Origin of the sequence: Streptomyces sp. NPDC058464, from assembly GCF_042721035.1 — a bacterium.
Lineage (GTDB): Bacteria > Actinomycetota > Actinomycetes > Streptomycetales > Streptomycetaceae > Streptomyces.
The window spans coordinates 51,020-62,446 of sequence record NZ_JBHXMA010000022.1 but is presented as its reverse complement, the minus strand read 5'-3'; the positions used below and the strand labels follow the sequence as shown (position 1 = coordinate 62,446).

At 70.6% G+C, this 11,427-nt stretch carries 9 protein-coding genes; 7 read left to right on the top strand and 2 right to left on the bottom strand.

Translation table 11 applies throughout. The features are described 5' to 3' along the window. Positions 1-10 precede the first annotated feature (10 nt). Both ACFWPQ_RS27355 and ACFWPQ_RS27350 read right to left on the bottom strand, forming a co-directional pair. Positions 11-760, bottom strand: a complete 750-nt coding sequence (locus ACFWPQ_RS27355; protein ID WP_384040035.1) for an ABC transporter ATP-binding protein — start codon at positions 758-760, stop codon at positions 11-13. Continuing rightward, positions 757-1,281, bottom strand: a complete 525-nt coding sequence (locus tag ACFWPQ_RS27350; RefSeq protein ID WP_384040032.1) for a PadR family transcriptional regulator — start codon at positions 1,279-1,281, stop codon at positions 757-759. The genes ACFWPQ_RS27355 and ACFWPQ_RS27350 overlap by 4 nt, the downstream gene beginning before the upstream one ends. 126 nt (positions 1,282-1,407) lie before the next feature. On the opposite strand from ACFWPQ_RS27350, the gene ACFWPQ_RS27345 reads away from it, so the two are divergent. The 7 genes from ACFWPQ_RS27345 (at position 1,408) to ACFWPQ_RS27315 (ending at position 11,385) form a co-directional block, all read left to right on the top strand. After that, the gene (locus tag ACFWPQ_RS27345; protein WP_384040028.1) at positions 1,408-2,679 is read left to right on the top strand and encodes an ABC transporter substrate-binding protein; all 1,272 of its coding nucleotides are present in this window, start codon (positions 1,408-1,410) and stop codon (positions 2,677-2,679) included. Positions 2,680-2,848: 169 nt separating this feature from the next. After that, positions 2,849-4,558, top strand: coding sequence for a glycoside hydrolase family 13 protein (locus ACFWPQ_RS27340; RefSeq protein WP_384040025.1), 1,710 nt, complete (start codon positions 2,849-2,851; stop codon positions 4,556-4,558). Positions 4,559-4,620: 62 nt separating this feature from the next. Beyond that, entirely contained in the window at positions 4,621-5,952 is a 1,332-nt protein-coding gene (locus ACFWPQ_RS27335) for an ABC transporter substrate-binding protein (protein ID WP_384040023.1), read from the top strand. Positions 5,953-5,957: 5 nt separating this feature from the next. Further along, a complete protein-coding gene (locus ACFWPQ_RS27330; protein ID WP_384040021.1) occupies positions 5,958-7,331 on the top strand; it encodes an ABC transporter permease subunit in 1,374 nt (457 codons plus the stop codon). Next, the gene (locus ACFWPQ_RS27325) at positions 7,328-8,167 is read left to right on the top strand and encodes a carbohydrate ABC transporter permease (protein WP_384040018.1); all 840 of its coding nucleotides are present in this window, start codon (positions 7,328-7,330) and stop codon (positions 8,165-8,167) included. Before ACFWPQ_RS27330 ends, ACFWPQ_RS27325 begins: the two co-directional genes overlap by 4 nt. Before the next feature lie 184 nt (positions 8,168-8,351). Continuing rightward, the gene (locus ACFWPQ_RS27320) at positions 8,352-8,873 is read left to right on the top strand and encodes a nuclear transport factor 2 family protein (RefSeq protein WP_384040016.1); all 522 of its coding nucleotides are present in this window, start codon (positions 8,352-8,354) and stop codon (positions 8,871-8,873) included. A 202-nt stretch (positions 8,874-9,075) separates the two neighbouring features. Then, positions 9,076-11,385 carry an FdhF/YdeP family oxidoreductase gene (locus tag ACFWPQ_RS27315; RefSeq protein ID WP_384040329.1) on the top strand — a complete coding sequence of 770 codons (2,310 nt, stop codon included), beginning with the start codon at positions 9,076-9,078 and terminating at the stop codon, positions 11,383-11,385. The last annotated feature ends 42 nt before the right edge of the window (positions 11,386-11,427 follow it).

Below are 11,427 nucleotides of genomic sequence, written 5' to 3'. Positions count from 1 at the left end.
TGTCGGTCCGTCAGTCCGTCAGTTCCAGGACGCCGGATATCCCGGTGCCGCGGGTGGGCGTGCCGTCGAGTTCCGCGTCGTCGGCTATCCGGCCGTCGAAGAAGCTGATCACCCGGTCCGCGGCGCTGGCCAGCCGGGCGTCATGGGTGACCAGCAGGATCGTCTGGCCGCGGCCGTGGAAGCGGGACAGGAGTCGCATCACCTCGCGGGTGCCCTTGCTGTCCAGGCTGCCCGCGGGTTCGTCGGCGAGGAGGAGCGGGGGGTGGTTGACCAGGGCGCGGGCGAGGGCGACGCGCTGCTGTTCGCCGCCGGACAGTTCGCCGGGCAGGCTGCGGTCCTTGCCGTCCAGGCCCAGTTCGGCGAGGAGTTCGATGCGTTTGCTGCGCGCCTGCTTCGGGGGGACGCCGGAGAGGAGCGCGGGCAGCTCCACGTTGTCGGCCACCGACAGGTTCGACACCAGGTTGAAGAACTGGAAGACGATCCCGATCCGCTTGCGGCGCTCCACCGCCCAGCGGGCCTCGCTCCAGTCGTCCGCGCGGGTGCCGTCCAGCCAGACGCTGCCGGCGTCCGGCCGCTGCAGTCCGCCCAGCAGGTGCAGCAGCGTCGACTTGCCGGCCCCGGACGGACCGGTGACGGCGACGAACTCGCCCGGCCGCAGCGCGAGGTCCACCCCGCGTACGGCCCGGGCCGGGGCACCCTCGCCGTGATGCGTCTTGACCAGGCCTTCGGCGCGCAGCACAGGAGCGGGACTTTCGCTCATTCCAGCTCCTCCAGGTCTTCCAGTTCCTCCTGGCACCGTTCCAGCCAGTCCAGGTCGGCCTGCAGGTGCAGCATCGCGCCCTCGATCAGCAGGTGGGCGATCCGGTTGTCGCGGTTCTCGGCGGCGGCCAGCTTCGACAGGCTGCGCATGGTGGTCAGGTACTGCCGCCGCTGCCGGTTGATCAGGGCGATCTGGTCGGCGAGTCCCGTCTGCGGAGCGAGCGCCAGCTTCATGAAGAACTCGTCCCGCACCCGGGGCTCGTCCTCGGGTTTCTCGAACCAGGCGCGGAGTTCGTCCTGCCCGGCCTCGGTGAGGTGGTAGACCTTCTTGTTGGGACGGCTGGACTGCTCGACGTCCTCGCCCTCGATCAGCCCCTGCTTCTCCAGGCGGCCCAGGGTCACGTAGACCTGGCCGATGTTCGGCTGAGGGTACGCGGAGCCCAGCAGTTGCTCAAGGTCCTGCTTCAGCTCGTAGCCGTGGGCCGGACCGCGCGCGAGGAGTGCCAGGAGGGGCAGGCGCACGTGTGCAGTCCTCCTGTCTACCGATTGTGCTCCGCACCCTAGTATCGCCCATACCTAACAGGTATACATGGCCTCCGACTCGGGGTGAAGGTGCCCCGTGCGGTCGCGGTGCACAGGGAGGAACCTATGCGGTGGTTGCGTGCCGCGGGTAGGGGACTCCTGGCTCTCGTCGTGGTCATGACCGGATACGTCGCCTCGGGCGCGCACGCCGGGGAGGGGGCCGGAGGGGGGCGCGGCCCGCTGACCGTCGCCACCGCGGGGGACCTCACGGGCTACCTCGGCCCGCTCCTGGAGGGCTGGAACCGCAGCCACCCCGGCGAGCGGGTCACCCTCGTCGAACTCCCCGACTCCGCCGACGAGGCCCACGCGCAGATGGTCACCGACCTGCGCGGCGGCGACCGCAGCCGGTTCGACGTCCTCAACATCGACGTCGCCTGGACCTCGGAGTTCGCGGCGGCGGGCTGGATCCGGCCGCTGCCCCGCGACCGCTTCCCGCTGGACACCTTCCTGCCGCGGGTCGTCGACACGGCGACCTACGACGGGCGGCTGTACGCGGTCCCGTACGTCACCAACGCCGGCCTGCTCCTGTACCGCGCGGACGTCCTCGCCAAGGAGGGCGTGCGGCCGCCGCGGACCTGGGCCGAGCTGGAGCAGGACGCGAAGACCATCGCGCCGAAGTACGGACTCGGGGGCTACGCGGGCCAGTTCCTGCCCTACGAGGGGCTCACCGTGAACGCCGCCGAGGCCGTCTACTCGGCCGGCGGCACCATCCTCGGGGACGAGGGCGCCCGGGTCACCGTCGACTCCGCGGCGGCCCGCGAGGGCATCGGGTTCCTCACCCGCGGGGTGCGGGAGGGCTGGATCCCCAAGGCCGCGCTGACCTACACGGAGGAGGAGTCCAAGCAGGCCTTCCAGGACGGCCACCTGCTCTTCCTGCGCAACTGGCCGTACGCGTACGTCGGCGCCTCGGCCAGGGGCTCCGCGGTCGCCGGCAAGGTCGGCGCCGTACCGCTGCCCGGGCCCGACGGACCGGGGACCAGCGTCCTCGGCGGCTCCAACCTGGCCGTCAACACCCATGCCCGGCACCCCGACTCGGCGGCCCGGCTGATCGCTTACCTCACCAGCGCGCCCGTGCAGCGCCAGGTACTCACCCGCGGCGCGCTGCCGCCGGTGCGCGCCGCGCTGTACGACGACCCCGCGCTGATCCGGGAGTTCCCCTACCTGCCGACCCTGCGCGCCAGCGTGGAGGCGGCCCGGCCGCGCCCCAAGAGCCCGCGCTACGACCAGGTCAGCCTGGTGGTGCAGGCCGTCGTGCACGACGCGATGACCGGGCACGAGACGCCGGCGGCGGCGGTGCGCCGGCTGGCGCGGGAACTGGCCGCCCTCTCCGATCGATAGTCCGGTAGCCGGGTAGTCCGGCAGTCATCTGTCGCTAGTTACTTGTTAGGTAACGCGACGGTCTCTTCTGTGCCCTTCAGGGGGCAATATTTCCCGATATAGATGCCCAACTTGGCAGTAGTATCCGCTCTACTTGTTGACACCCTCTCGACACGTCTACCTAACATGCATGCATAACTGCTGCCCTTCGCAGAGACAGGTCAACGGGTTGAACAACGTGTTGAACCGGCACCCTTGGTGGCGTGACGCAGTGATCTACCAGGTGTACGTCCGCAGCTTCCTGGACAGCACCGGCGACGGCATCGGCGATCTGGCCGGCGTCCGGGCCGGGCTGCCGTACCTGAAGAAGCTCGGCGTCGACGGGATCTGGCTGAGCCCCTTCTACCCCTCGCCGCAGCACGACCACGGCTACGACGTGGCCGGCTACTGCGACGTGGACCCGCTCTTCGGCGACCTCGCCGAGTTCGACCTGCTGACGGCGGCCGCCCGGCGGCTCGGCATGAAGGTGCTGCTGGACATCGTCCCCAACCACTGCTCCGACGAGCACCCGTGGTTCCGGCAGGCCCTCGCCGCCGCACCCGGCAGCCGGGAGCGCGGCCGCTTCCACTTCGCCGACGGCCGGGGCCCCGGCGGTGCCGAGCCGCCCAACAACTGGCACTCCATGTTCGGCGGCCCGGCCTGGACCCGGGTGACCGAGGCGGACGGCCGGCCCGGGCAGTGGTACCTGCACATGTTCGCGCCCGAGCAGCCCGACTGGAACTGGCGCACCCCCGAGGTCCCCGCCGAGTTCGACCAGGTGCTCCGCTTCTGGCTGGACCGGGGCGCCGACGGCTTCCGCATCGACGTCGCCGCCGGTCTCTTCAAGCACCCCGAGCTGCCCGACTCCCCGGACCCAGAGGCCGACGCCCGCACCCGCGACTCGGTCAACCCCCTCGCCTGGAACCAGCCCGAGGTGCACGACGTCTGGCGGCACTGGCGCGCGGTGTGCGAGGAGTACACGGCACGCGACGGCCGCGAACGCCTCCTCGTCGGCGAGGTGTCGGTGCCGACCGCCCGCGACCACGCGCTCTACGTCCGGCCCGACGAACTCCACCAGGCCTTCTTCTTCGACCTGCTGAGCGCGCCGTGGAACGCCGACGCCTTCCGCAAGGTCATCGGCGAGGCCATGCAGGACATCGCCGGCACCGGCTCCACGGTCACCTGGGTCCTCAACAACCACGACCAGGTCCGCACCGTCACCCGTTACGGCGAGCCCGCCCCGGAGCCCACGCCGGAGCTCACTCCGGATCCCGCCCCCGAGGGCAGCGGACTCGGTGCCGCCCGGGCCCGTGCCGCCGCCCTGCTGATGCTGGCGCTGCCCGGCGCCGCCTACATCTACCAGGGCGAGGAACTGGGCCTGCCCGAGGTCGTCGACCTCCCCGACGACGTGCTCACCGACCCGATCTTCCGGCGCACCGGCAGCCGGGCCCGGATCCGCGACGGCTGCCGGGTCCCGCTCCCGTGGTCCGGGCAGGCCTCCCCGTTCGGCTTCACCTCCGGCGCCGAAGGGGCCCGGCCCTGGCTGCCGCAGCCCGACTACTTCGCCGAGTACGCCACCGACCGCGCCCTCGCCGACACCCGCTCCTTCTGGCACCTGTACCGCGACGGACTCCAACTCAGGTCCCAACTGCCCCAGTTGGGAGACGGGCCGCTGGAGTGGCTGGACACCCCGCCCGGCGTCCTCGGCTTCGTCCGCGGCGACGGCCTGGTCTGCGCCGTCAACTTCGGTACGGCACCCACCCCCGCACCCGTCTCCGGCACCCCGCTGCTCGCCAGCGGCCCCTGCCCCGCCGGAGTACTGCCCGGCTCCACCGCCGCCTGGTGGATCAACGACCTCTGAATCCCCTCCGAACCCCCTGCACCCCTCCGCTCAACTCGCGTTCTTCCGAAGGGACATCAACGATGATGCGACGACGTACCACCCTGCTCACCGGCTGCACCGCCCTCGTCCTCGCGCTCGGCGCCACCGCCTGCGGCGGCAGCGACGGCCCGGTCGCGGCCGGCGGCGGCGCCAAGGCGCTCAGCGGCCAGACCGTCACCGTGGCCGGCGTCTGGTCCGGGGCCGAGCTGAAGAGCTTCCAGAAGGTCCTCGACGCGTTCAGCGCGAAGACCGGCGCCAAGACCCAGTTCGTGTCCACCGGCGACAACGTCTCCACCGTCATCGGCAGCAAGATCGAGGGCGGCAACGCCCCGGACGTCGTCATGGTCCCGCAGGTCGGCGTGCTCCAGCAGTTCGCCAAGAGCGGCTGGCTGAAGCCGCTGTCCGGCACCACCCAGCAGTCCGTGGACGCCAACTTCGCGCCGGTCTGGAAGAACTACGGCAGCGTCGGCGGCACCCTCTACGGCCTCTACTTCAAGGCCGCCGACAAGTCCACCGTCTGGTACAGCCCCGACGCCCTCGACCAGGCCGGCGTCAAGCCGCCCACCACCTGGGCGGACCTGCTCAAGGACGGGCACACCGTCTCCGACTCGGGGCTCGCCGCCTTCTCCATAGGCGGCGCGGACGGCTGGACCCTCACCGACTGGTTCGAGAACATCTACCTCTCCCAGGCCGGACCCGAGAAGTACGACGCCCTCGCCGCCCACAAGCTCCCGTGGACCGACGCGTCGGTGGTCAAGGCGCTCGGCACGCTCGGCGCCCTCTTCAAGGACAAGCAGCTGATCGCGGGCGGTCAGAAGGAGGCCCTCAACACCGACTTCCCGGGTTCCGTGGAGAAGGTCTTCGGGCCCAAGCCGGAGGCCGCCATGGTCTACGAGGGCGACTTCGTCGCCGGGGTCGCCCACGACCAGTTCGGCAAGACGATCGGCACGGACGCCACGTTCTTCCCGTTCCCGGCCGTCGACGGCGGCACCGCGCCCGTGGTCAGCGGCGGCGATGCCGCCGTCGTACTGAAGGCGGGCAAGAACGCCACGGCCGGCATGAAGCTCATGGAGTACCTGGCCACGCCGGAGGCCGCGGCCGTCTGGGCGAAGGAGGGCGGCTTCCTCTCCCCGAACAAGAACCTGGACCTGTCCTCCTACGGCGACGACGTCACCCGTGAGATCGCCAAGTCCCTGGTGGGCGGCGGTGATTCGGTCCGCTTCGACATGTCCGACCAGGCACCCGCGGCCTTCGGCGGTACCAAGGGCGCCGGCGAGTGGAAGATCCTCCAGGACTTCCTCGCCGACCCGTCCGACCCGAAGGCGACCGCGGCGCAGCTGGAGGCCGCCGCGGCCAAGGCGTACAAGGGCTGACGGCCGTGACCGCGACTGTGGTTCCACAGACCAGACCACCCGTCACCGGGCAGGCCGAACGCGCCCGGCGGACGCGGCGCCGCGGCCGGATCATCGCCCTGCTCTTCGTCTTCCCGGCGCTGCTCCTGCTGGGCGCGCTGGTCGTCTACCCCGTGCTGTTCTCGATCGGGCGCAGCTTCTTCGACGCGTCCGGCACCCGGTTCGTCGGCGGCGACAACTACACCGAGATGTTCCGCGACCCGGCGACCCTCAAGGCCATCCGCAACACCGTGATCTGGGTGATGGTGGCCCCCACCCTGCTCACCGGGCTCGGCCTGATCCTCGCCGTCCTGGTGGAGAAGGTGCGCTGGGCCACCGCCTTCAAGCTGCTCCTCTTCCTGCCGATGGCGGTGTCCTTCCTGGCCGCCGGCATCATCTTCCGGCTCGCCTACGACCAGGACCCGCACAAGGGCGTGCTCAACGCGGCCGTGGTCACCGTGCACAACGCGTTCAAGGGCACCGCCGAGTACCCCACCGCCCGCGCCCGCACCGGCCAGGGCCAGGGCCAGGGCCTTACGGCCGAGAAGGACGGCTCGTACCGGACGGCCGCCAACCTCGGGCCGGGCGACACGGTGGCTCTAGGGCTGGTGGGCGTCGCACCGAAGGACCTGCCGGGCGGGGTGCGGCCCGCCTACCCGGCGGCGCAGCAACGGGCCGCGTCCGGTGAGCTGCGCGGGGTGGTCTACCTGGACTTCACCCCGGGTGGCGGCGGCAGTCCGGGCGTGGTCGACCGTACGGAGAGCGGGCTGCCGCGGATGAAGGTCGAGGCGGTGCGTGGCGACGGCAAGGCAGTCGCGAGTACCAGCACCGCGGCCGACGGTTCCTTCCGGTTCACGGGACTGGCGGCCGGCTCCTACGGGGTCGAGCTGCCCGCCTCCAACTTCGCCCAGCCCTACCAGGGTGTCTCCTGGCTCGGACCCACCCTCGTCACGCCCGCCATCATCGGGGCCTACCTGTGGATCTGGACCGGGTTCGCGATGGTGCTGATCGGCGCCGGGCTGGCCGCTCTGCCCCGGGACGCCCTGGAGGCCGCCCGGATGGACGGCGCGAACGAGTGGCAGATCTTCCGGCGCATCACCGTGCCGCTGCTGGCGCCGGTGCTCACCGTGGTGTTCGTGACGCTCGTCATCAACGTGATGAAGGTCTTCGACCTCGTGTACATCATCGCGCCGGGGCAGGTGGCGGAGGACGCGGGCGTCCTCGCGACCCAGATGTGGCTGGTGTCCTTCGGCGGCGGCAACAACCAGGGGCTCGGCAGCGCCCTCGGCGTGCTGCTCCTGGTCCTGGTGATCCCGGCCATGGCCTTCAACGTCCGGCGCTTCCGGAGGAGTCAGCGATGAACGCGATCAGACGCGGCCTGGGCAACGCCGTGGTGCAGGTCTTCCTCGTGGTGGTCGGGCTGGTGTGGCTCACCCCGCTTGCCGGGCTGCTGCTGTCCTCGCTGCGGTCCTCGCAGGACTCGGCGAGCAGCGGCTGGTGGACGGCGCTCGCCAGTCCCGGGCAGCTGTCCTTCGACAACTACTCGGCCCTGCTGAAGAACTCGGGCATGACCCAGGCCTTCTGGAACACCGTGCTGATCTCGGTGCCGGCGACGACGCTGGTGGTCGTGGTGGCGGCGCTGGCCGGATACGCCTTCGCCTGGCTGGACTTCCCGGGCCGCGAACCCGTCTTCCTGCTGGTGGTGGCCCTGTTGGTGGTGCCGGTACAGATCGGTCTGCTGCCCGTCGCCAAACTCTTCGGGCAGCTGGGGCTGTTCGGCACGATTCCCGGTGTGGTGCTCTTCCACGTGGCGTACGGACTGCCGTTCGCGGTGTTCCTGCTGCGGAACTACTTCGCCGAGATGCCCAAGGAGATGCTGGAGGCCGCCCGGATGGACGGCGGCAGCGAGTGGCGGATCTTCACCCGGCTGGTGCTGCCGGTGGGACGGCCGGCCATCGCCAGCCTCGCCATCTTCCAGTTCCTGTGGGTCTGGAACGACATGCTGGTGGCCCTGCTGTTCGCGGATCCGTCCTCGCAGCCGCTGACCGTCGAACTCCAGTCGCAGATCCGGCAGTTCGGCAGCAACATCGACGTGCTGGCGCCGGGCGCCTTCCTGTCCCTCGTGGTGCCCGTGGTGGTGTTCTTCGCCTTCCAGCGGCACTTCGTGCAGGGCGTGATGGCGGGGTCGGTCAAGTAGTAGCCGGGAGAGTCCCGGCCGAGGCCCCGGAAAGCCCGGAGAGGCCTGGAGAGGTCGGAGAGGCTCCCTTTCGGGCGGAGCCTCTTCCCCTTCGGCCGGCTACCCGCGTCACGCTCACGGCGCCCTGGCGGTCCGCTGCTACACAGGCGGCACACAAGCCGCCGCACGAGCAACGGAGTTCCGCATGGAGATCCGCTCCACCAGAAGAGCACTCTTACGGACCGCCGGGGGTGTCTCCCTCGGCGCCACGGCGTTGGCGACGGGCGGGGCTCCCGCCTCGGCGGCGCCCTCGCTCCCGGAGACCGACGGCACGCTGGAACCGGGCCAGGGAACCGCGCTCGTCCAGCGGTTCTGTGCCGCGTGGTCGAACCTGGACGCCGCCGAACTGGCCGCCTTCTTCACCGAGGACGCCACCTACCAGAACATCCCCCTGCCGGGTGTCATCGCGGGACGCGACGCGATCCAGCAGGCCCTCGCGGAGCAGATCCGGATTCTGCAGTACACCACCCTCAACATCCAGAAGGCCGTTTCCTGGCGGAACACGGTCATCGCGACACGCGTCGACTCGTACCGCTACACGAACGCCGACCACGACGTCGACCTCCCGATCGTCGGCGTCTTCGAGCTGACGGCGGACTTCCGGCAGTTCACCTCGTGGGTGGACTACTTCGACCTCGGCCAGTCCGAGTTCGGGACCGTCACCTGACCCCTCCGGGGCCCGTCTCACGGCAGGCGTGGCCCTTCCTTCACGCAGAGTGATATCTGCCTGTCGTGCGTCTCTCCCGGCTCGCCTCGCCTCCCCTGATCGGCGTGCCTAGCATGGGAAGGACGCCGTCGGGTCCGGCGGTGTGCGCTCTCGACGGTGAAGGGTGAGAGCCGTGAGTACCTCCCACGACGAGCAGAAGCGGCTGCGGCGGGGCGAGGGGGAGCAGGTCGAGCCCCGGGTGGGGCCCAGAGCCGACGGTGAGCCGTTCTTCCACCCGTATCACCATCCCGCCGCCGGCTGGGGTGCCGCCAAGAGCGTGAGCAAGTTCCTGGTGCGGGAGCGGGCGCTCGAGGGGCCGCGGGCGATCATGAAGATGAACCACGAGGGGGAGGGGTTCGACTGCCCCGGATGCGCGTGGCCCGACGACACGAAGGGGCTGCGGCTCGACCTCTGCGAGAACGGGGTCAAGCACGTCACCTGGGAGATGACCCGCAAGCGGGTCGGCCGGGAGTTCTTCGCCGCCCACTCCGTCGGCGAGCTCTCCGAGTGGAGCGACTTCGCCCTTGAGGACCAGGGGCGGCTGACCGAGCCGATGGTGTACGACGCCGAGTCGGACCATTACGTGCCGATCAGCTGGTGTGACGCGTTCGCACTGGCCGGGCGGGCGCTGCGGGGGCTGGACGATCCGAACCGGGCGGCCTTCTACACCTCCGGGCGGCTCGGCAACGAGGCCACCTTCCTGTACCAGCTCATGGCCCGCGAACTCGGCACCAACAACCTGCCGGACTGCTCCAACATGTGCCACGAGGCCAGCGGGCGGGGCCTCGCCGCCTCGCTGGGCACCGGCAAGGGCACCGTCGACCTCCAGGACTGGGACGCCACGGACGCCCTCTTCATCATGGGCGTGAACGCCGCCTCGAACGCGCCCCGGATGCTCACCGCCCTCGCCGACGCCTACCGTCGCGGCGCCCAGATCGTGCACGTCAACCCGCTGATCGAGGCGGCCTCGCGGCGCACGATCATCCCGCACGACTTCGTGGACATGGCCGCCTTGCACTCCACCCGCACCGGGACCCTGAACCTCCAGGTGCGCGTCGGCGGTGACATGGCGCTGCTGCGGGGCATCGCGAAGGCCGTCCTCGACCAGGCCACGTCCGATCCCAAGGCCCTGGACCGGGAGTTCGTCGACCGGTACACCAGCGGCTTCGAGGAGTACCGGAAGCTGTGCGAGGCCACGCCCTGGGAGGAGATCGAGCGGCAGTCCGGGATCAGCCGCGCCGACATCCTCCGCGCGGCCCGGGTCTACCGGGACGCCGACCGCTCCATCATCAGCTGGTGCCTCGGCGTCAGTCAGCACGAGCACGGGGTCGACACCGTGCGGGAGATCGTCAACGTGCTGCTGCTGCGCGGCAACCTCGGGCGGGAGGGCGCCGGTCCCTCGCCCGTGCGCGGGCACAGCAACGTGCAGGGCAACCGCACCTGCGGCATCGACCACCGGCCCGAGCCGCAGTTCCTGGACCGGCTCGCCGAGGCGTGCGGGATCGACCCGCCCCGCGAGCACGGGCTCGACACCGTCGGCACCATCCGGGCGATGCTCCGCGGAGACATCGAGGTCTTCGTCGGCATGGGCGGCAACTTCGCCCTCGCCGCGCCCGACACCCGGGCCACCTACGAGGCCCTGCGCAACTGCGCACTCACCGTCCAGGTGAGCACCAAGCTCAACCGCAGCCACCTGGTCCACGGCCGGCAGGCGCTGATCCTGCCCTGCCTCGGCCGTACCGAGAAGGACCACCAGCGCCACGGCATCCAGAGCACCTCGGTCGAGGACTCGATGAGCATGGTGCACCTGTCGGTCGGCATGAAGAAGCCGGCCTCGCCGCACCTGCTGTCCGAGCCCGCCGTCATCGCCGGCATCGCGCGCGCGGCGCTGCCCGACAGCCGTACGCCCTGGGCCTGGTACGTCGAGGACTACGACCGCATCCGCGACACCATGGCCCAAGTCCTGGACGGTTTCGAGGACTTCAACCGGCGGGTGCGGCTGCCGCTCGGGTTCCGGATCCGGCAGCCGGCGCGGGAACTGGTCTTCCGTACGCCCACCGGGCGCGCCGAGTTCTCCTCGGCGCCGCTGCCCGACGTCGTACCCGAGCCGGGCACCCTGGCGCTCGGCACCATGCGCTCGCACGACCAGTGGAACACCACCATCTACTCCGACGACGACCGCTACCGGGGCATCAAGAACCTGCGCACCCTCGTCTTCATGAACGCGGCCGACATGCGCGAACGCGGCATCGGGGAGTTCGACCCGGTCGACATCACCAGCACCGCCAAGGACGGCACCACCCGTGAACTGAACGGCTATCTCGCCGTCCCCTACGACCTGCCCCGCGGCTGCGCGGCCGGGTACATGCCCGAGATGAACGTGCTGATCGCCCTGTGCGACTACAGCGAACAGAGCGACCAGCCGCTGATGAAGCACATCCGGGCGACGATCGGCCGGGCCGCCGCCTCCTGAGAACCGTGGCGACGACGGACGATGGGGGCGATCGGCATCCCG

Bases quoted from the DNA above. Each gene is read 5' to 3' on its own strand.
- ACFWPQ_RS27340 (WP_384040025.1), top strand. From the start codon at position 2,849: ATGCATAACTGCTGCCCTTCGCAGAGACAGGTCAACGGGTTGAACAAC.
- ACFWPQ_RS27320 (WP_384040016.1), top strand. From the start codon at position 8,352: ATGGAGATCCGCTCCACCAGAAGAGCACTCTTACGGACCGCCGGGGGT.
- ACFWPQ_RS27335 (WP_384040023.1), top strand. From the start codon at position 4,621: ATGATGCGACGACGTACCACCCTGCTCACCGGCTGCACCGCCCTCGTC.
- ACFWPQ_RS27355 (WP_384040035.1), bottom strand. From the start codon at position 760: ATGAGCGAAAGTCCCGCTCCTGTGCTGCGCGCCGAAGGCCTGGTCAAG.
- ACFWPQ_RS27325 (WP_384040018.1), top strand. From the start codon at position 7,328: ATGAACGCGATCAGACGCGGCCTGGGCAACGCCGTGGTGCAGGTCTTC.
- ACFWPQ_RS27345 (WP_384040028.1), top strand. From the start codon at position 1,408: ATGCGGTGGTTGCGTGCCGCGGGTAGGGGACTCCTGGCTCTCGTCGTG.